This is a genomic window from Halomonas sp. M4R1S46 (assembly GCF_025725685.1).
Taxonomy (GTDB): Bacteria; Pseudomonadota; Gammaproteobacteria; order Pseudomonadales; family Halomonadaceae; genus Halomonas.
On sequence record NZ_CP107008.1, the window covers coordinates 1,632,157 to 1,652,550 of the forward strand.

General features: G+C 68.4%; 17 protein-coding genes. 13 read left to right on the forward strand and 4 right to left on the reverse strand.

Going from position 1 to position 20,394, the window contains the following annotated elements:
- Positions 1 to 30: 30 nt before the first annotated feature.
- Positions 31 to 1,776, forward strand: a complete 1,746-nt coding sequence (locus tag OCT48_RS07800) for an IlvD/Edd family dehydratase (RefSeq protein ID WP_263592128.1) — start codon at positions 31 to 33, stop codon at positions 1,774 to 1,776.
- A 193-nt stretch (positions 1,777 to 1,969) separates the two neighbouring features.
- Here the strand turns inward: OCT48_RS07800 and OCT48_RS07805 are convergent, their stop codons facing one another.
- Positions 1,970 to 3,712: a sodium:solute symporter family protein gene (locus tag OCT48_RS07805; RefSeq protein WP_263592129.1), complete on the reverse strand. Its 1,743-nt coding sequence runs from the start codon at positions 3,710 to 3,712 to the stop codon at positions 1,970 to 1,972.
- Positions 3,713 to 3,984: 272 nt separating this feature from the next.
- Between OCT48_RS07805 and OCT48_RS07810 the strand changes: the two genes are divergently transcribed.
- On the forward strand, positions 3,985 to 5,790 hold the full coding sequence (locus OCT48_RS07810) for an IlvD/Edd family dehydratase (RefSeq protein WP_263592130.1): 1,806 nt from the start codon (positions 3,985 to 3,987) through the stop codon (positions 5,788 to 5,790).
- A 52-nt stretch (positions 5,791 to 5,842) separates the two neighbouring features.
- Positions 5,843 to 6,766 carry a Gfo/Idh/MocA family protein gene (locus tag OCT48_RS07815; protein WP_263592131.1) on the forward strand — a complete coding sequence of 308 codons (924 nt, stop codon included), beginning with the start codon at positions 5,843 to 5,845 and terminating at the stop codon, positions 6,764 to 6,766.
- A gap of 42 nt (positions 6,767 to 6,808) precedes the next feature.
- Here OCT48_RS07815 and OCT48_RS07820 read toward each other — a convergent pair whose 3' ends face one another.
- A complete protein-coding gene (locus OCT48_RS07820) occupies positions 6,809 to 7,774 on the reverse strand; it encodes a LysR family transcriptional regulator (protein ID WP_263592132.1) in 966 nt (321 codons plus the stop codon).
- Between the two features lie 445 nt (positions 7,775 to 8,219).
- Between OCT48_RS07820 and OCT48_RS07825 the strand changes: the two genes are divergently transcribed.
- The 3 genes from OCT48_RS07825 to araH are packed head-to-tail and all read left to right on the forward strand — an operon-like array spanning position 8,220 to position 11,818.
- Entirely contained in the window at positions 8,220 to 9,212 is a 993-nt protein-coding gene (locus OCT48_RS07825) for an arabinose ABC transporter substrate-binding protein (RefSeq protein WP_263592133.1), read from the forward strand.
- Between the two features lie 57 nt (positions 9,213 to 9,269).
- Complete coding sequence (gene araG, locus OCT48_RS07830) at positions 9,270 to 10,763, forward strand: L-arabinose ABC transporter ATP-binding protein AraG (protein ID WP_263592134.1); 1,494 nt, start codon at positions 9,270 to 9,272, stop codon at positions 10,761 to 10,763.
- 41 nt (positions 10,764 to 10,804) lie between these two features.
- On the forward strand, positions 10,805 to 11,818 hold the full coding sequence (gene araH / locus OCT48_RS07835) for an L-arabinose ABC transporter permease AraH (protein WP_263592135.1): 1,014 nt from the start codon (positions 10,805 to 10,807) through the stop codon (positions 11,816 to 11,818).
- Positions 11,819 to 11,916: 98 nt separating this feature from the next.
- Here the strand turns inward: araH and OCT48_RS07840 are convergent, their stop codons facing one another.
- Together OCT48_RS07840 and OCT48_RS07845 are read right to left on the reverse strand one after the other, a co-directional pair.
- A complete protein-coding gene (locus tag OCT48_RS07840) occupies positions 11,917 to 12,684 on the reverse strand; it encodes a FadR/GntR family transcriptional regulator (RefSeq protein ID WP_263592136.1) in 768 nt (255 codons plus the stop codon).
- A gap of 401 nt (positions 12,685 to 13,085) precedes the next feature.
- Positions 13,086 to 13,988 carry a LysR family transcriptional regulator gene (locus OCT48_RS07845; protein WP_263592137.1) on the reverse strand — a complete coding sequence of 301 codons (903 nt, stop codon included), beginning with the start codon at positions 13,986 to 13,988 and terminating at the stop codon, positions 13,086 to 13,088.
- Positions 13,989 to 14,093: 105 nt separating this feature from the next.
- Here OCT48_RS07845 and OCT48_RS07850 point away from each other — a divergent pair, with 105 nt between their 5' ends.
- The 7 genes from OCT48_RS07850 to benD all read left to right on the forward strand — a co-directional run bounded on the left by OCT48_RS07850 (position 14,094) and on the right by benD (position 20,393).
- Entirely contained in the window at positions 14,094 to 15,212 is a 1,119-nt protein-coding gene (locus tag OCT48_RS07850; protein ID WP_263592138.1) for a muconate/chloromuconate family cycloisomerase, read from the forward strand.
- A 33-nt stretch (positions 15,213 to 15,245) separates the two neighbouring features.
- On the forward strand, positions 15,246 to 15,536 hold the full coding sequence (gene catC, locus OCT48_RS07855; protein ID WP_263592139.1) for a muconolactone Delta-isomerase: 291 nt from the start codon (positions 15,246 to 15,248) through the stop codon (positions 15,534 to 15,536).
- 66 nt (positions 15,537 to 15,602) lie between these two features.
- Positions 15,603 to 16,577: a catechol 1,2-dioxygenase gene (gene catA, locus OCT48_RS07860; protein WP_263592140.1), complete on the forward strand. Its 975-nt coding sequence runs from the start codon at positions 15,603 to 15,605 to the stop codon at positions 16,575 to 16,577.
- Positions 16,578 to 16,651: 74 nt separating this feature from the next.
- A complete protein-coding gene (locus tag OCT48_RS07865) occupies positions 16,652 to 18,019 on the forward strand; it encodes a Rieske 2Fe-2S domain-containing protein (RefSeq protein ID WP_263592141.1) in 1,368 nt (455 codons plus the stop codon).
- A gap of 33 nt (positions 18,020 to 18,052) precedes the next feature.
- Positions 18,053 to 18,544, forward strand: a complete 492-nt coding sequence (gene benB / locus OCT48_RS07870) for a benzoate 1,2-dioxygenase small subunit (RefSeq protein WP_263592142.1) — start codon at positions 18,053 to 18,055, stop codon at positions 18,542 to 18,544.
- A 23-nt stretch (positions 18,545 to 18,567) separates the two neighbouring features.
- Positions 18,568 to 19,596 (forward strand): benzoate 1,2-dioxygenase electron transfer component BenC, encoded by a 1,029-nt coding sequence (gene benC, locus OCT48_RS07875; protein ID WP_263592143.1) that lies wholly within the window; start codon positions 18,568 to 18,570, stop codon positions 19,594 to 19,596.
- Positions 19,593 to 20,393, forward strand: a complete 801-nt coding sequence (gene benD / locus OCT48_RS07880; protein ID WP_263592144.1) for a benzoate diol dehydrogenase BenD — start codon at positions 19,593 to 19,595, stop codon at positions 20,391 to 20,393. Before benC ends, benD begins: the two co-directional genes overlap by 4 nt.
- Position 20,394: the final 1 nt, after the last annotated feature.

The window sequence follows — 20,394 nt, forward strand, 5'->3', positions numbered from 1 at the left end:
AGGCCGCGATACGCGAAAGGAGAGACTCCCATGACCGACAGCAAGCGCCGGTTGCGCAGTGCCGAATGGTTCGGCAGCGCCGACAAGAACGGCTTCATGTACCGCAGCTGGATGAAGAACCAGGGCATTCCCGACCACGAGTTCCAGGGCAAGCCGATCATCGGCATCTGCAACACCTGGTCGGAGCTGACCCCCTGCAACGCCCACTTCCGCAAGATCGCCGAGCACGTCAAGCAGGGCATCCTGGAGGCCGGCGGCTATCCGGTGGAGTTTCCGGTGTTCTCCAACGGCGAGTCCAACCTGCGTCCCACGGCGATGTTCACCCGCAACCTGGCCAGCATGGATGTCGAGGAGGCGATCCGCGGCAATCCGATGGACGCGGTGGTGCTGCTGGTGGGCTGCGACAAGACCACCCCGGCGCTGCTGATGGGTGCGGCGAGCTGTGACCTGCCGACCATCGTGGTGACCGGCGGGCCGATGCTCAACGGCAAGCACGAGGGCAAGGACATCGGTTCGGGCACCGTGGTCTGGCAGCTCTCCGAGCAGGTCAAGGCGGGCAAGATCTCGATCCACGACTTCATGGCTGCCGAGGCCGGCATGTCGCGCTCGGCGGGGACCTGCAACACCATGGGCACCGCCTCGACCATGGCCTGCATGGCGGAATCCCTGGGCGTTTCATTGCCGCATAATGCCGCGATCCCGGCGGTGGATTCGCGTCGCTACGTGCTCGCGCACCTCTCCGGCAACCGCATCGTCGAGATGGTCGACGAGGATCTCAGGCTGTCGAAGGTGCTGACCCGCGAGGCCTTCGAGAACGCCATCCGCACCAACGCGGCGATCGGCGGCTCGACCAACGCGGTGATCCACCTCAAGGCGATCGCCGGGCGCATCGGCGTCGATCTGACGATGGACGACTGGACGCGCATCGGCCGCGGCACGCCGACCATCGTCGACCTGCAGCCGTCGGGGCGCTTCCTGATGGAGGAGTTCTATTACGCCGGCGGGCTGCCCGCGGTGCTCAGGCGCCTCGGCGAGGCCGACCGGCTACCCCACAAGGACGCCCTGACCGTCAACGGCAAGACCCTGTGGGAGAACGTCTGCGAGGCGCCGCTCTACGACGACGAAGTGATCCGTCCGCTGGACTCTCCCTTACGCGCAGATGGCGGGATGTGCGTGCTGCGTGGCAACCTGGCCCCGGGCGGGGCGGTGCTCAAGCCCTCGGCGGCGAGCCCCGAGCTGATGCAGCATCGCGGCCGCGCCGTGGTGTTCGAGAACTTCGACGACTACAAGGCGCGCATCAACGACCCGGACCTGGCGGTCGACGCCGACAGCATCCTGGTGATGAAGAACTGCGGTCCGCGCGGCTATCACGGCATGGCCGAGGTCGGCAACATGGGCCTGCCGTCCAAGCTGCTGGAGCAGGGCGTCACCGACATGGTGCGCATCTCGGACGCGCGCATGAGCGGCACCGCCTACGGCACCGTGGTGCTGCACGTGGCGCCGGAGGCGGCGGCCGGCGGCCCGCTGGCGGCGGTGCGCAACGGCGACTGGATCGAGCTCGACTGCGACGGCGGCCGCCTGCACCTGGAGGTCGACGAGGCCGAGCTCAAAGCGCGGCTGGCCGAGGGCGACCCCACCGCCGAGTCGAAGGAGATCGCCCGCAGCGGCGGCTATCGCCAGCTCTACATCGAGCACGTCCTGCAGGCCGACGAGGGCTGCGACTTCGACTTCCTGGTCGGCAAGCGCGGCGCCGAGGTGCCGCGCCACTCGCACTGAGGCGAGGGGACGCGGGGCTCTAAGATACGGGGTGGTGCCTCGCCACGCCGCTTGCCTCCGATAGGCCTCGAGGAAAGTGGCGGTAGCGCCGGCCGGCTGGGCTGAGCCGAAATGTCGGCCATGGGCTACCGCCGTCGGCGGGGATGCCGGTGCTGTCCCGCCACCGGCATCGTCGTGAGGGGGCGGGCGGTTGTCAGGACTCGGCGGGACGGGCGTTGTGTGCCGGGGCATTCCGGGACCGTACCACCCGGTAACCCACGGCGCCGGCGATGACCAGCATGCCGCCGCAGCCGACGGCCAGGGCGTAGGCGCCGGTGACCGCGGATTCGGGGATGCCGAATTGGCCGGCGAGCGCGGCCAGCGTATCGGCGTACTGGCGCCACAGGAAGGCACCGACGCCGACGCCCGCCAGCATGGTGAACGCGGCCACCCCGCGGGAACCGGCGGTCCAGCCGCTGGGCTCGTGCTCGTCGGCACGATGCAGGAAGGCCCGGTAGTCGCGCTCGGCCTGGCTGACTCGGGTCAGCGACGAGGCCACGGCGATGGCCACCAGCGCCATCAGGGTGCTGAGCAGCACGGGGTGCAGGTAGGTCGGCAGCGCGAGCCACTCGGCCTGCACCATCAGCGACAGGATGAGGTTGCCGACGAAGCCGACCGTCAGGCCCCAGCCAGCGCCGGCGGCGGTGATCCGGCGGCTCCAGATGCTCATCAGCGCCACCGGGCCCCAGGAGGAGGCGAACAGGGTCGCCGCGAACCACACCACGGCCATCACCGCCGGCGGCTGGAACAGCGCCAGGATCAGGGCGATCAGACCGGCTCCTAGCACCGCGATCCGGCTGGCGCGCATGGCCGAGGCTTCGTTGCGGTTGGCCGGCAGGATGTCGTTGGAGATGCTGAAGCCGATGATCGACAGGAAGGTCGAGCAGGAGGACAGGCCGGCGGCGAAGACGCCGGTGAGGATCACCACGCCCAGCCAGGCCGGCAGGACGTTGAGGGCCGCCCACACCATGGCGCGTTCGCCGTTCAGGGTCGGGTCGTAGAGGTTGATGGCCGCGCCGGTCATCATCATCAGGGCGTAGAAGACGGCCAGCGAGACCGCGGTGAGCATCGCCGAGCGCATCACCACGTGCTCGTTGCGCGCCATCAGGTAGCGGCTGGACTGCCAGGGGCTCGCCGCCAGCACGGCGGCCCACACCAGGCCCAGGGTCAGGCCCCAGGTCAGGGCTTCGCCCGGCGTGGAGAAGGTCGCGTCGTCACCCTGCAGGACGCCGTGCCACAGCGCGATGCCGGGCTTGTCGCCCTGGGCCAGGAGCCCCTCGACCACGCCGTGCCAGCCGCCCAGGTCCTGGATGATGTAGATCGAGCCGCCGAGCGCCGCCACCGAGAAGATCACGAACATGATCGTGTCGGTCAGCATCACGCCCGGCGAGCCGGAGTAGAGGATGAAGCCGGTGTAGGTCAGCCACACCAGCACCAGGCCGACCCAGTAGGGCAGTCCGGTGAGCTCCTCGAACATGATGCCGGCGCCCTGCATCACGCCCAGCAGGTAGGCGCCCAGGCCGAGCACGGTGGTCAGCCCGGCGATCCTCTGCACGCGCTTGGAGGCGAAACGCTTGCCGAAGAACTCCGGCACGGTCAGGGCGCCGCTGCGGCGCAGGTAGCGCCCGAAGGCCAGGGCGCCGAGCAGGCACCCGGAGGTGCTGATGGCGGCGAAGATCAGCATCACGAAGGGATAGCCCTGGTAGGCGAAGCCGGTCTCGCCGAGGAAGGCGCTGGTGCTCAGGTAGCTGGCGACCAGGGTGCCGAGGATGAGAAAGGTCGGGGCGTTGCGCCCCGCGACCAGGTAGTCGTCGAGGTGCTTGACCCGACGCCCGGCCAGGTGGCCGATGACGAAATAGCCGATCAGGCTCAGCAGGATGGCGCTTGTATAGACCATGGCAGAAACCGTGTTGGATTGTTGGGGGGTGCCATGATGCAGGCCGGGCATCCGATTATCGTTCTCTGTGCGTCATGCCGAAGGATGTATACGACATCGCACCAGGCTCGCCCGCTACTGGCAGCGGCGCTAGGCCGGCAAGTTCCCCTTCGGGGAGGGCCCCGGTGTCCCGGTCGGTCTTCTACGGTCATCTAGATATGTTTAACATATGGTTAGTATGTTTAACTTATTCCCGACTGTAACGACGCCATCATCACGATAGAGGTGCAGACATGGCCCAAGAGTCACGCCGGATCTCCCCCGACCCACTCCGCTCGCGCGACTGGTTCGATAACCCGGACCACCCCGGCACCACCGCGCTATGCCTCGAGCGCTACCTGAACCAGGGCGTCACCCTGGAGGAACTGACCAGCGGGCGCCCGATCATCGGCATCTGCCAGTCGGGCTCCGACCTGACGCCCTGCAACCGCCACCACGTGGAGCTGGTGAAGCGGGTCAAGGACGGCATCCGCGCCGCCGGCGGAGTGCCCTTCGAGTTCCCCATGCACCCCATCCACGAGAACGTGCGCCGCCCCACCGCGGCGCTGGACCGTAATCTCGCCTACCTGGGCCTGGTCGAGGTGCTGCACGGCTACCCGCTGGACGGCGTGGTGCTGACCACCGGCTGCGACAAGACCACCCCGGCCAGCCTGATGGCCGCGGCCACGGTCAATATCCCGGCGATCGTGCTCTCCGGCGGGCCGATGCTCAACGGCTGGCGGGGCGCCGAGCGTGTCGGCTCGGGCACCATCGTCTGGGAGATGCGCAAGCGCCTGGCCGCCGGCGACATCGACTACCCCGAGTTCCTGTCGCGGATCGCCGATTCCGCGCCCTCGGTGGGCCACTGCAATACCATGGGCACCGCCTCGACCATGAACTCGCTGGCCGAGGCGCTGGGCATGAGCCTGCCCGGCTCGGCGATGATCCCCGGCCCCTACAAGGAACGTGGCGCGGTCGCCTACCGGACCGGCGAGCGCATCGTCGACATGGTCCGGGGGGACCTGCGGCCGAGCGACATCCTGACCCGCGAGGCGTTCGAGAACGCCGTGGTCACCTGCTCGGCGCTGGGTGGCTCCTCCAACGCGCCGATCCACGTCAACGCCATCGCCCGGCATGCCGGCGTCGCCCTCGACAACGACGACTGGCAGCGCCTGGGCCACGAGGTGCCACTACTGGCCAACGTGATGCCGGCCGGGGCCTATCTGGGCGAGGAGTTCCACCGCGCCGGCGGCGTGCCGGCGGTGATGCACGAGCTGCTGGAGGCCGGCCGGCTCCACGGCGAGGCGCCGACCGTCAATGGCCGGACGATGGGCGAGAACCTGGCGGGGCGCGAGACCCGGGACCCCGAGGTGATCCGCCGTTACGCCAACCCGCTGGTCGAACACGCCGGCTTCCTCAACCTCACCGGCAACCTGTTCGACTCGGCGCTGATGAAGACCAGCGTGATCTCCGCCGACTTCCGCCGGCGCTTCCTCGAGGCCCTGGATGATCCCGAGGCCTTCGAGGGTCGCGTGGTGGTCTTCGATGGCGCCGAGGACTACCATGCGCGCATCGACGACCCGGCGCTCGGCATCGACGCGACCACCATCCTGGTGATGCGCGGCGCCGGCCCGGTGGGCCATCCCGGCGGGGCCGAGGTGGTCAACATGCAGCCGCCCGAGGCGCTGATTCGTGCCGGCATCGAGGCCTTGCCGTGCCTCGGCGACGGGCGCCAGTCGGGCACCTCCGGCTCGCCGTCGATCCTCAACGCCTCGCCGGAGGCGGCCACCGGCGGGCCGCTGGCGCTGCTCGAGACGGAGGACCGGCTGCGGGTGGACCTCGGCCGCGGCGAGGTACGCCTCATGGTCGATGACGCCGAACTCGCGGCGAGGCGTGAGCGACTCGAGCGGCAGGGCGGCTATCGCTATCCCGCTCACCAGACGCCTTGGCAGGAGATCCAGCGCTCGATGGTCGAGCCGCTGGATCGCGGCATGACCCTGGCGCCGGCGCCGAAGTATCGCGACGTGGCGCGCCGCAGCCCGCCGAGGGATAACCACTAGCCCGTCGCCGGAGCGCCCGCCGCCTCCGGCGCGACCCACCGAGGAGAGCCTCATGTCCGCCTTTCGCCTGGGCCTGGCCGGTGTCGGCAAGATCGCCCGCGACCAGCACCTGGCCGCCATCGCCGCCACCCCCGGCCTCGAACTCGTCGCCACGGCGGATCCCCATGCCCGCCTCGACGGTGTCACCGCCTATCCGTCCCTGGCGGCGATGCTCAACGCCGAGCCGAGCCTTGACGGGGTGGCGATCTGTACCCCGGCCCACCTGCGTCACGAGCTCGCCTCCCTGGCGCTGCGCCACGACAAGGCGGTGCTGCTGGAGAAACCCCCCGGCGCGACCCTGGCCGAGATCGAGGACCTGAGGGTCCTCGCCGCCGCGCGGGACCGGGTGCTGTTCGCCGCCTGGCACTCGCGGTTCGCGCCGGGGATCGCCACCGCCAGGGCGTGGTTGGCCGACAAGGCCGTGCGCGGCGTGGCCATCCGCTGGCATGAAGACGTGCGGGTCTGGCACCCCGGCCAGCACTGGCTCTGGGAAGCCGGTGGCATGGGGGTCTTCGACCCCGGCATCAACGCGCTGTCCATCGCCACCGAGCTGCTGGCACCGTTCTTCCTGCGCCGCGCGACCCTCCAGATCCCGCAGAATTGCCAGACGCCGATCGCCGCGGCCCTCGCGTTCCGCACTGCCGCCGGGGTCGAGATCGAGGCCGATCTCGACTTCCGCCACGAAGACCCGCCGTGCTGGGAGATGCGCATCGACACCGCGCAGGGCGTGTTGACGCTCGAGAAGGGGGGCGCCCGCCTGGTCATCGACGGCGAGACGGTGATGGATGAGCCGGAGCGGGAGTACCCGGGCGTCTATGCTCACTTCCGCGACCTGCTCGAGCGCGGGGCGAGCGATATGGACATCGCCCCCCTGCGCCACGTGGCCGATGCCCTGATGCTCGGCCACCGGCAGGCCGTGGCGCCGTTCCACGACTGACTGGTGACCTCTCGATCAGCGGCTGTGGGGTGACCGGGCCCCTCAGCGGAGCTCGCGGCGGCGGATCACCTCGCGCAGCTGGGTGGTGAGTGCCGCCGCCCCGGGCGACAGGCGCTTGGCCCTCAGGGTGACCAGGCCGTAGGGCTGGACGTTCACCGGTTGCGGGGTCGGCAGCAGGCAGAAGCGCTGTGGGTCGCAGAGCAGCTCGGCCACCTCCCGGGTGGTCACCGTCAGCGTGTCGGAGGCCGCCACCAGGGCCAGCGATACCAGGATATCCGGGGTGTCGACGACCTGTGTGGGGGGCGCCAGGCCGTGATAGCTGAGCAGGTAGTCGAAGCGCTGGCGCATCAGGGCGCCGGGCGGCTGCAGGGACCAGGGGTAGTCGATCATCTCGACCAGCTCGGGGGCGGCCGTGGCCGTCAGCGGATGGCCGTGCCGGCAGATCAGGCTGATGACTTCCTCGCCGATCTCCTCGAAGACGAACTGGCCGTGATCGAAGCCCGCCGGGATGCGGCACAGGGCGATGTCGAGCTCACCCTCGAGCAGGCGCGGGATCAGCCGCTGGCTGACGTCCACGTCGACGTTCACCTTGAGCCTGGGCAGGTCGCTGCGCGTGGCTTCCAGGGCCTGGGACAGCAGGGTGACCGCTGGGTCCATGACCGTGCCCACCGAGACACGGCCGGCATTGCCGGCGCGCAGGGCGTTGAGCTCGTCCCCGGTCTGCTGCAACTCCGAGAGCATGCTGCGGGCCCGACGCACCATGATCTCGCCATACCAGTTGGGGTCGAGCCCCCGGGCGTGACGCTCGAAGAGCCTGACGTCGAGTCGGGCTTCCAGCTCCGCGAGCAGCTTCGAGGCGGCGGGCTGGCTGATCGCCAGGCTGGCGGCGGCGCGATGCAGGTTGCGATGCTCGTCGAGGGCGGCGAGCAACTGCAGGTGGCGACACTTCAGTCGCACGTCGAGAAACCAGTCCGGCGTCAGGCGACCGTCATGGGCAGGAGGCGTCATGGGCATGATAACCAGATGAATATGAGTAGAGCGCCAAGCCAGTATCAGCGGTTACCAAAAGCGGTGTCCAGAGAGAACCCCATCACCACCCGGCGCTTGCGGGCCCACCCCGATTTCCCCTCGATGCTGCGATTACCGGGAGAGACCTACCGGAGCCATACCCGGTGGCATTTCTCGACCCGCTGAGTCGGCCGCCCGCCAGACCGGCCCGGCGCACCGCGTCCGTTGGCCACACTTTAGTCGCAGCGTTGTCGCCCCCGTCGTCCTGTCCGTGTCCCCGTAGCGCCCCCTTCATTCAGGTTGATAACCATATGGATATCACTTTATGCGCCGAATGCTATTGGAGAGTTATGGTTGTCACGGCGTAGGGTGACCATTACCGCGGCAGTTGAAGGGCTGCCCGCGGGGTGCATAACAACAATCGAGATCACCACAGGAGTACGCGATGAGACCCCTTTCACTGATCGCCACCGTTACCCTGGGCGCCGGCCTGGCCCTGTCTGCCCCCACCATCGCCCTGGCCCAGGAGGAGGTGACCCTGGGCTTCATCGTCAAGAAGCCCGAGCAGGCCTGGTTCATCAACGAGCAGAAGGCCGCCACCGCCCTCGGCGAGAAGCAGGGCTTCGAGGTGGTGCGCCTGGCCGGCGAGGATGGCCAGCAAGTGCTGAGCGCCATCGACAACCTCCATTCCCAGGGGGCCCAGGGCTTCGTGATCTGCCCGCCGGACGTGCGCCTCGGCCCGGCGATCATGAACCGCGCCGAGCAGTACGGCATGAAGGTGGTCACCGTCGATGACCGCTTCGTCGGCCCCGACGGCGAGCCCATGGAGGGGGTCCCCCACCTGGGCATGTCCGGCTACAAGATCGGCCAGCAGGTGGGCGAGGCCCTCGCCGCCGAGATGGACGCGCGCGGCTGGAATCCCGAGGAGGTCGCCGCGCTGCGCATCACCAACTACGAGTTGCCCACCGCCAAGGAGCGCACCGACGGCGCCACCGATGCCCTGCTCGAGGCCGGCTTCCCCGAGGGCAATATCTTCGATGCCCCCCAGCAGAACAGCGATACCGCCAGTGCCTTCTCGGCGGCCTCGCCGGTGTTCGCCAAGCGCGGCGACTATGAGCACTGGGTGATCTATGCCCTCAACGAGGAGAGCGTGCTGGGGGGCGTGCGTGCCAGCGAGCAGTATGGCCTGGGCGCCGAGGACGTGATCGGCGTGGGCATCAACGGCTCCGGCGCCGCCTTCGCCGAGTTCTCCCGCGAGAACCCCACCGGCTTTCACGGCACCGTGGCGGTGAGCTCCACCATGCATGGTCGCCAGACCGCGGAGAACCTCTATGCCTGGGTCACCGAGGGCGACGAGCCGCCGGGCAACACCGTGACCACCGGCACCCTGATGACCCGCGACAACTGGCAGGCCGTGCGCGATGAGCTCGGCCTCTGATCCCGCCCGCCCGGCCCCCGCGGGGCCGGGGGCCCGCCCGCTGAGGAGTCTGCCCCCATGTCAGAACCCTATCTGCGTTTCGACGGCATCAGCGTCGAGTTTCCCGGCGTGCGCGCGCTGGACGGGGTGAGCTTCGCCGCCCATGCCGGCCAGGTGCATGCCCTGATGGGCGAGAACGGCGCCGGCAAGTCGACCCTGCTCAAGGTGCTCAGCGGCGTCAATCGTGTCACCGAGGGCGCCCTGTGGCTGGGCGGTGAGCGCCACGTCTTCGCCAACGCCCGCGAGGCCCTCGGCCAGGGGGTCGCCATCATCTACCAGGAGCTGACGCTGTCGCCCAACCTCTCGGTGGCCGAGAACCTGCTGCTCGGCCAGCTGCCGGCCAGGCGCGGCTTCGTCGATCGCCGCCGCATGCGCGAGGAGGCCCTGCGCATCCTGCGCGACCTGGGCGAGGACGCCATCCATCCCGCCACCAAGGTGCGTGAGCTGTCCATCGGCCAGCAGCAGATGATCGAGATCGGTCGCGCCCTGCTGCGCGATGCCAAGGTGATCGCCTTCGACGAGCCCACCAGCAGCCTCTCCGTGCAGGAGACCCGCCAGCTCAAGCGCATCGTCAAGCGCTTGCGCGACGAGGGGCGGGTGGTGCTCTACGTCACCCACCGCATGGAGGAAGTATTCGAGATGTGCGATGCGGTCACGGTGTTCCGCGACGGCCGGCACATCCGCACCCACGACAGCCTCGAGGCCCTGGACCACGACACCCTGGTCAGCGAGATGGTGGGGCGCGACATCGAGGACGTCTACGGCTATCGCGCCCGGGAGGCGGGCGAGGAGCTGATGGCCATCGACGCCATCGCCGGCAAGGGGCTGAGCGAGCCGGTCAGCTTCAACGTCCGCCGCGGCGAGGTGTTCGGACTGTTCGGCCTGGTCGGCGCCGGCCGCAGCGAGCTGATGCGGCTGGTCTGCGGCGTCGAGCGCCCGCGCGGAGGCGAGGTGCGTTTCGCCGGCGAGCCGCGTCGCTTCCGCACGCCCGCCGAGGCGATACGCGCCGGCATCGCCATGTGTCCGGAGGACCGCAAGTCCCAGGGCATCTTCCCCATCGCCAGCGTCTCCGACAACCTCAACGTCAGCTGTCGACGCTTCTTCAAGCGCTGGGGACTGTTCCGCCAGCCGTCGCGCGAGATGGCCAACACCCGCGACTACATCCGGCGGCTGAGCATCAAGACGCCGGGGCCGCGGACCCGCATCAGCACCCTGTCCGGCGGCAACCAGCAGAAGGTGATCCTGGCTCGCTGGCTGTCCGAGGAGATCGAGCTGTTCGTCATGGACGAGCCGACCCGCGGCATCGATGTCGGCGCCCGGCGCGACATCTACACCCTGCTCTACGACCTGGCCGACCAGGGCAAGAGCGTGGTGGTGATCTCCAGCGACCTGGCCGAGGTCAGCTCGATCTGCGACCGCATCGGAGTGATGCGCGACGGCGCCCTGGTCGACATCGTGGCGCGCGACGACGCCACCCCCGAACGCCTGCTGGGCCTGGCGCTGCCCGCCTGAACGAATCGCCTGACACCACACCAACCGCGAGAGAGAATCCTATGAATACGCAAGAGATCGCGCAGGGCGAGGGCGCCGCCCCGGCCCGGCCCGAGGGCCGCCAGGGGCTCACCAAGCCGCTGCGTACCCTGCTCGACACCTCGGGGCTGATCGCCATCTTCCTGGTGCTGTTCGTGGCCCTGTCGGTGTTCATCCCCGACTTCCTCACCGGCCGCAACATGATCGGGCTGCTGCTCTCGGTGACGCTGATCGGCACCATCGCGACGACCATGATGCTGGTGCTGGCGCTGGGCGAGGTCGACCTCTCGGTGGCCTCCATCGTGGCCTTCGCCGGGGTGGTCGCCGCGGTGGCCACCTCGGCCTCGGGCAGCGTGATCATCGGCGTGCTCGGCGGGGTGGTCGCCGGCGGTGCCGTGGGGGCCTTCAACGGCTTGGTGGTGGCGCGCTTCGGCATCAACTCGCTGATCGCCACCCTGGCGGCCATGGAGTTCGTGCGCGGCCTGGCCTACATCACCTCCGGCGGCGATGCGGTGATGATCACCGTGCCGGCCTTCTTCGAGCTGGGCAGCGCCTCCTTCCTGGGCCTCACCCTGCCGGTGTGGACCATGATCGCCTGCTTCGTGATCTTCGGCGTGCTGCTCAACATGACCGCCTTCGGGCGCAACGTCCTGGCCACCGGCGGCAACGCCGAGGCCGCGGCCCTGGCGGGGGTCAACGTGCGCCGTCTGAAGATCATCGTCTTCGGCCTGCAGGGCGTGGTCGCCGGTATCGCCGGGGTGCTGCTGACCTCGCGCATGGGCCTTGGCGATCCCAACACCGCCCTGGGCCTGGAGCTCGCCGTGATCTCCGCCTGCGTGCTGGGCGGCGTGGCGCTGTCCGGCGGCATCGCCTCGATCACCGGCGTGCTGGTCGGGGTGCTGATCATGGGCTGCGTGCAGAATGCCATGGGCCTGCTCAACGTGCCGACCTTCTACCAGTACCTGGTGCGTGGCGCCATCCTGCTGCTGGCGGTGATGTTCGACCGCTGGAAGCAGACCCGTCGCTCGCGAGCCTAGTCAGCCGCTTTTCCGAGCGCGATCGGCTCCCATGCTGCGGCGTGGGAGCCGATCGCATTTCGGGACGGGCCGGCTCACCGGGGCGTCGTGCCGGACGGTCAGGCCTGCGTCGGGGGCAGGTCCAGCTGGCTGCCCAGGATGGCGTCGCCGGGGGGGATGCCCAGGGCGTCGGCGGTCCCGGCCAGGACCGCCTGGGCGGCGAGAAAGGCCTCCCGGGGGCGGCGGGCGCGGATGCATTCCATCAACTGGCGGTGGCGCTCCAGGCTCTCCTCGGGGTCGCTGGCGCTGACGTTGGACTTCTCGATCAGCATGTAGATCGAGGGCCTGAGGATATGCGAGAGCTGCGCCCAGACGATGTTGTGGGTGGCCTTGTAGATGGCGACGTGGAAGGCGACGTCGTAGTCGCTGTGCAGGCGGCCGGCCTCGCCGTTGCCGCCGTGCAGGTTCTGCCCCATGCCCTCGAAGGCCTCCTCGATGGCGACCAGGTCGCGGGCGGTGGCACGCCGGGCGGCGGTCATGGCCACGTAGGGCTCCACGTCGAGGCGAAAGGCCAGGATCTCGCGCTGGATCTCCGGGTTGGGGGTGGCGTAGCGGGTCATCCAGTCGGTGACCAGGGGGTCGAGGATGTTCCAGGCATCGTACTCGCGCACCTTGGAGCCATGTCCGGAGATGCGCTCGATGATGCCGACATCGACCAGTTGACGCAGGTCGCTGCGCACCGCCGAGCGGTTGATCGCGAACCGCTCGGCGAGATCCACTTCCTTGGGCACGAAGTCACCGGGCTGGTAGCGGCCGGAGAAGATCTCCCGGGCGAGGTGGTCGGCGATGCTGGGGCGCACGGTGTCCGGGCGGGAGCGAGTCGACAAGGCGGGTCTCCACTAAATAACCGCGATGCTAGCTTATGTTCAACATACTGGCAATGACTGGCAGGGCAATCGCAGTTGAGTGGCGAGGGGCGCAGGGGACAGGTCGTAGAGGGGGTCCTACGCCAAGGATGGCGTCGGTAGCGCCCAGGGAGGGGTTCACAGCGCCCCCTCGTAGACCTGTCGACGAATCAGCCCCGAGCGGCAACGCTAACTGCGATAGCCCTGCAATGGCTAGCGAGGGTGAGGGGCGAAGGGACCGGCAATGGCAGGGGGGCGGCACCGGCTCGGGGCCGGCTCGCCTGGCCGTGGCAGGGGCGAGCCCCGGGCCCGTGCGGCGGGTCGCTCGCCGATGCCGACCACGCGTCGGCCGGAGACCGCCGGGGGCAATGACGGAAGCAGGGTCAGGGGTAGCGGCCCGTTCGGCGATTCTCGACCAGCACCTCGAGGATGGCGTTGGCCTCGCGCATGATCTCGCTGGGCGGCTCGCCCCGTCGCCGGCTGCACAGGATGGGGATGGTGATGTGTGTCTCCGCGAGGTAGACATAGTTGATCCCGTCGCGCTGCAGCCGGCGAACCTGCTCGGGCACCAGGGTGATGCCCAGGTCCGAGGCCACCAGGCCCAGGGCGGTCTGCATCTCGTTGGCCTCCTGGGCGACCTGCACCCGCAGGCCGCGGCGGCGGAACATGCCGAGTACGGTGTCCGCCATGCTCGGTCGCGGTGTGGCCGGGAACAGGATCAGCGGATACTCGGCCAGCTGCGCCATGGTCGGCGTGGTGCCTTCCAGCGGGTGACCATTGGGCAGCGCCGCCATCATCGGCTCCTCGAACAGCACCTCCTGCTCGACCTCCGGGTCGTCGATCCTCAGCCGGCCGAATCCGATGTCGATGCGACCCGCCTTGAGCGCCTGGATCTGCTGCACCGTGGTCAGCTCGACCAGCGTCAGTTCGACGTCATCCTTTTGTCGCAGGCCACGCACCAGCAGCGGAAGCTGACCGTAGAACACCGACGGCACGAAGCCGATGCCGAACAGCTGGCGCTTGCTGCGGGCGATGCGCCGGGTGCCCGCGACGGTGGTGTCGACCTTGTCGAGTATCTGCAGGGTATGCTCATGAAAGAACTGGCCCGCCGGGGTGAGGGTCAGCCCCCGGGGGCTCCGCTCGAACAGGCGAGTGCCGATCTCTTCTTCCAACTGGTTGATTTGTCTAGTTAAGGGTGGCTGTGCCATGTGCAGGCGGGCGGCCGCCCGGGTCATGTTCAGTTCCTCGGCCGCCACGCAGAAGTACCGCAGGTGACGTAGCTCCATGATACCTCCAGGGTATGGCTAACCACCAAAACCATATTGGTTCCTTTCCCGGGGCGCAATCAAACTGCCTCCAACAGTTCAGCATGCCGCCTTTCGGGAGCCTCCATGTCATCCGTGATCGAATCCATCGAGACGCAGCTGGTCGACCTGCCGACCATTCGCCCCCACAAGCTCTCCATGACCACCATGGCCTGCCAGACGCTGGTCATCGTGCGCATGCGCCACAGCGACGGCGTGGAGGGCCTGGGCGAGGGCACCACCATCGGCGGCCTGGCCTACGGTCCCGAGAGCCCGGAGAGTATCAAGCGCAATATCGACGCCTACCTGGCGCCACTGCTGATCGGCCAGCCCGCCGACAACCTCAACGTCCTGCGCGCCCGGATGGCCCGCCATACCCGCGGCAACATGATCGCCAAGTCGGCGCTTGAGACCGCCTTGCTCGACGCCCGAGGCAAGCGACTGGGGGTATCGGTGGCCGACCTGCTCGGCGGCGCGCGCCACGCGCATCTGCCGGTGCTGTGGACGCTGGCCTCGGGGGAGACCGACAAGGATATCGACGAGGCCTGCCAGCGCCTCGACGACCGTCGCCACTGTGATTTCAAGCTGAAGATCGGCGCCCGTGACCTGGACGAGGACGTACGGCATGTCGCGGCCATCAAGGCGGCGCTGGGGGAGCGAGCCAGCGTACGGGTCGACGTCAACCAGGCCTGGGACGAGGCCACCGCGGTGCGTGGCATCGCGGCCCTGCAGGATGCCGGCATCGAGCTGATCGAGCAGGCGATTCCCGCCCGCGAGCATGCCGGCCTGGTGCGCTTGGCCAACCGCTTTCGGGTGCCGATGCTGGCCGACGAGGCGGTGGCCGACGCCCGCGACGGCCTCGACCTGGCGGCGCGCGGCTTCAGTGGCGCCTTTGCCCTCAAGATCGCCAAGTCCGGCGGGCCAGTGGCGGCGCTGGAACTGGCTCACCTGGCCCAGACCGCCGGCATCGGCCTCTATGGCGGCACCTTGCTCGAGGGCACCCTCGGCACCGCCGCGTCCCTGCATGCCTGGTCGACGCTCGGCGAACTGGCCTGGGGCACCGAGATGTTCGGGCCGCTGCTGCTCAAGGACGACATCGTCGCCGAGCCGCTCCAGTACCACGAGTTCGGGGTCGACCTGCCGGCCGGTCCCGGGCTCGGTATCACCCTCGACGAGGACAAGCTCGCCCACTATTCGCGCCAGTAAGGGCCCCTGGCCAGATTCAAGAGGAGGAGAAACATGCTGTTTCAAGTGGAAATGACCGTGAAGCTGCCGCCGGACATGCCGGCCGAGCGGGCCGCCGAGATCAAGGCGACCGAGAAGGCCTATGCCCAGGAGCTGCAGCGCGCCGGCAAGTGGCGCCACCTGTGGCGGGTCGCCGGCAGCTACGCCAACGTCAGCATCTTCGACGTGCAGGACAACGCCGAACTGCAGGAGATCGTCTCGAACCTCCCGCTCTTTCCCTACATGGAGATCAGTGTCACGCCGCTGTGTCGCCACCCCTCGTCGATCCGCGAGGACGATGCCTGACGGCACGATTGCAGCCAGCGCCTGCCATCGGGCGGGCCAGCCAACCACAAGAACGAGGATGCCAGCATGACCGTGAAGATTTTCGACACTCCCGAGGTCCAGGACTTCCTGAAGACCGTCAGCGGCTTCGACCAGGCTGGCGGCAACGAGCGCGCCAAGCAGATCATGCACCGCCTGCTCTCCGACCTCTACCGCCTGATCGACGACTACGACGTCAGCCCCGAGGAGTTCTGGTCCGCCGTCAGCATGCTCAACGCCCTGGGGGGCGAGACCCAGTTCGGCCTGCTGTCACCGGGGCTGGGCTTCGACCACTTCCTGGACATGCGCCAGGACGCCATCGATGCCGAGGCCAAGCGCACCGGGGGGACCCCGCGCACCATCGAGGGCCCGCTGTACGTGGCCGGCGCCCCGGAAGCCGAAGGCTTCGCGCGCATGGATGACGGCAAGGACCCGGATGGTGAGACCATGTGGCTGACCGGCCAGGTGCGCGACGTCGACGGCACCCCCATCGCCGGTGCCAAGGTCGAGATCTGGCACGCCGACTCCAAGGGCGGCTACTCCTTCTTCGACCCGACCCAGAGCGACTACAACCTGCGTCGCTCCATCATCACCGACAGCGAAGGTCGCTACACCGCGCGCAGCATCATCCCCTCCGGCTACGGGGTCCCGGAAGGCGCGCCGACCGACCAGGTGCTCAAGGCGCTGGGCCGCCACGGCGAGCGTCCGGCGCATATCCACTACTTCATCTCGGCGCCGGGGCACCAGCACCTGACCACCCAGATCAACCTGGCCGGCGACCCCTACACCTTCGACGACTTCGCCTTCGCTACCCGCGAGGAGCTGGTGATCCCGGCGCACCGCATCGAGGATCAGGACGAGATCGCCAGGCGCGAGCTGGATGGCCCCTTCTCCGAGGTGACCTTCGATATCGAGCTGGCCAGGACCGACGACCCTGAGCTGCAGCATCGCCACAAGCGCCCGCGCGCCAAGGAAGACGAGCAGGATCAGGCCAGCCAGCAGGCCGGCACCGCCAGGGTCTGATCGGCATCTGCCCCTGGCATTCCGCCGGACAAGCTCCGACAGACAGATACGACAAGATATCGAGGTATTGAATCATGACCAGCAAGCTCGATCGTCTCGAACAACGCGTCCGCGGTGCCGTCGTCGACGACGCCGCGGCCGGTATCTTCCGCGCCCATCGCAGCATCTTCACCGACCCCGAGTTCTTCGAGCTCGAGATGAAGCACATCTTCGAGGGCAACTGGGTGTTCCTGGCCCACGAGAGCCAGATCAGTGAGCCGGGCGACTACATGACCGTGACCCTGGGCCGCCAGCCGGTGATCATCACCCGCGACAAGCAGGGCGAACTGCACGGCCTGCTCAACGCCTGCGCCCACCGCGGCGCCACCCTGTGCCGCAAGAAGCGCGGCAACAAGGGCACCTTCACCTGCCCGTTCCACGGCTGGACCTTCAAGAACGACGGCAAGCTGCTCAAGGCCAAGAACGAGAAGACCGGCGCCTACCCCGACGGCTTCAAGCAGGGAGGCTCCCACGACCTCAAGCGCCTGCCGACGTTCGGCAACTACAAGGGCTTCCTGTTCGGCAGCCTGAGCGATGACGTGATGCCGCTGGAGGAGTACCTGGGCGAGACCACCAAGGTGATCGACAATATCGTCGACCAGGCGCCGGAAGGCCTGGAGATCCTGCGCGGCACCTCGTCGTACACCTTCAACGGCAACTGGAAGCTGGGCGCGGAGAACGGCGCCGACGGCTACCACGTCAGCTCGGTGCACTGGAACTACGCCTCGACCATGGACCGGCGCAACTACGACGCCGGCGGCACCCAGGCGGTGGACGCCGACGGCTGGTCGAAGAGCCAGGGCGGTTTCTACTCCTACGCCAACGGCCACATGATGCTGTGGACCCGGCTGCTCAACCCCGAGGTGCGTCCCGTCTACGGCCGCAAGGACGAGATCGAGGCCGAGCTGGGCGAGGCGCGGGCCGACTCCATCGTCAACCAGACCCGTAACCTCTGCCTTTACCCCAACGTCTACCTGATGGACCAGTTCTCCACCCAGATCCGGGTGATCCGCCCGCTGTCCGTGGACAAGAGCGAGGTGACCATCTACTGCTTCGCGCCCAAGGGCGAATCGGCGGAGAGCCGCCGTGTGCGCATCCGCCAGTACGAGGACTTCTTCAACGTCTCGGGCATGGGCACGCCGGATGACCTGGAGGAATTCCGCGCCTGCCAGAACGGCTACGCCGCCCGCGACGCCGAGTGGAACGACCTCAGCCGCGGCGCCAAGCAATGGATCGAGGGCGCCGACGACAACGCCCAGGCGATCGACATGAAGCCGCTGCTGAGCGGAGCGTCCCCCGAGGACGAGGGGCTCTACGTGCTGCACCACCAGCACTGGGTCGAGGAGATGCTGCGTGCCATCGACAAGGAACGCAGCCAGTACATCGCCACCGCGTCCGCCTAAGCGCCAGCGACTGTGAAGAGGGGAGGAGTGACCATGAGCATCAGCTATCACGATATCCAGGCTTTCGTCTTTCGCGAGGCGCGCCTGCTCGACGACCGCCAGTGGGACGCGTGGCTCGAGTGCTACCGCAAGGACGCGGTGTTCTGGATGCCGGCCTGGGACGACGACGACCGGCTCACCGAGGACCCGCAAAGCGAGATCTCGCTGATCTACTACCCGAACCGCGAGGGGCTCGAGGACCGGGTCTACCGGATCAAGACCGAGCGCTCCGGGGCGACCAGCCTCCCCGAGCCGCGCACCACGCACCTGATCGGCAACCTGGAGGTGCTGGGGCAGGAGGGCGATGAAGTGAAGCTGCGCTTCAACTGGCACACCCTGAGCCACCGCTACCAGCAGACCAACCAGTTCTTCGGGACGTCCTTCTACACCCTGGACGTGTCCGGCGAGACACCGCTGATCAGCGACAAGAAGGTGGTGCTGAACAACGACTACATCCACCAGGTCATCGACATCTATCACATCTGATCCGGTGGGGGAGGAGAACGACCATGAGCTACACCATTGCCCTCAACTTCGAGGACGGCGTGACCCGTTTCATCGGCTGCAAGGAAGGCGAGACCGTCCTCGACGCGGCCTACCGGCAGAAGGTCAACCTGCCCATGGACTGCTCCGACGGCGTCTGCGGCACCTGCAAGGGCCACTGCGAGCAGGGCGAGTTCGACATGGGTGACGAGTACCTGGAGGAGGCGCTCTCCGACGAGGAGGCCGCCGAGGGCCAGGTGCTGACCTGCCAGATGGTGCCGTCGACCGACTGCGTCCTCCAGGTGCCGGTGGCCTCGACCCTGTGCAAGACCGCGGTCGGCAAGCTCGAGGGCACCGTGGCCGTGGTCGAGCCACTCTCCGAGGACAGCATCGAGCTGGCCATCGACCTCGATGACGACGCCGAGCTGGCCTTCCTGCCCGGCCAGTACATCCACATCGACGTGCCGGGCACCGAGGAGCATCGCTCCTACTCCTTCAGTTCCCGGCCGGGCGCCTCGAGGGCCACCTTCCTGATCCGCAACGTCCCCCATGGCCTGATGAGCGGCTACCTGAGCGACCAGGCCAAGCCCGGTGAGCGCCTCACCCTGACCGGGCCGATGGGCAGCTTCTACCTGCGCGAGATCACCCGGCCGGTGCTGATGCTGGCCGGCGGCACCGGCCTGGCCCCCTTCCTGTCGATGCTCGAGCAGTTGGCGGAGCAGGGCTGCGAGGCGCCGGTGCACCTGATCTACGGCGTCAACAAGGACGATCACCTGGTCAAGACCGAGGCCCTGGATGCCCTCAGGGAGCGCCTGCCGACCTTCAGCTACGCCACCGTGGTGGTGGACGAGGACAGCGATCACCCGCGCAAGGGCTACGTCACCCACCATATGGATGCCGAGGTCCTGCACGACGGCGATGTCGATGTCTACCTGTGCGGGCCGCCGCCCATGGTCGACGCCGTGCTCAAGCACTTCGACGAGCAGGGCATCGCCCCGCAGAGCTTCCACTACGAGAAGTTCACCCCCAACCAGGCACCCGGGGAGGCCGCATGAACCGCCAACGCTTCGCTGGCCCACGTTTCCAGGACCGGGTGATGGTGGTCACCGGCGCCGCCCAGGGCATCGGCCAGCGCGTCGCCGAGCGCGCCGCCGCCGAGGGTGCCCGTCTGGCCCTGGTGGACCGCGCCGACCATGTCCAGGCGGTGGCGGCCGAGTTGCGCGAGCAGGGGGCCGAGGCCATCGCCCTGCAGGCCGACCTGGAGACCTGGGAGGGCGCCGAGGACGCCATGACCCGGGCCCGGGAGCACTTCGGGCGTCTCGATATCCTGATCAACAACGTGGGCGGGGCGATCAACTTCAAGCCGTTCACCGAGTTCAGCGATACCGAGATCTCGGCCGAGATCACCCGTTCGCTGATGCCGACCCTGTGGTGCTGCCGCGCGGCTCTGCCCAGCATGGTGGAGCAGGGCAGTGGCGTCATCGTCAACGTGTCCTCGGCGGCGACCCGCGGTATCCACCGGATTCCCTACTCGGCGGCCAAGGGCGGCGTCAACGCCATGACGGCGTCGCTGGCCTTCGAGTATGCCGAGCACGGCATTCGTGTGGTGGCTACGGCGCCGGGCGGTACCGAGGCGCCGCCGCGGCGGATCTCGCGCGGCACGCCGGAGCCCCGCAATGAAACGGAGCAGGCCTGGTTCCAGGCGCATATCGATCAGACCAAGGCGAGCTGCCTGATGGGCCGCTACGGCACCCTGGACGAGATGGCCGCGCCGATCCTGTTCCTCGCCTCGGACGAGGCCAGCTACATCACCGGCACGGTGGTGCCGGTGGCCGGTGGTGACCTGGGCTAGC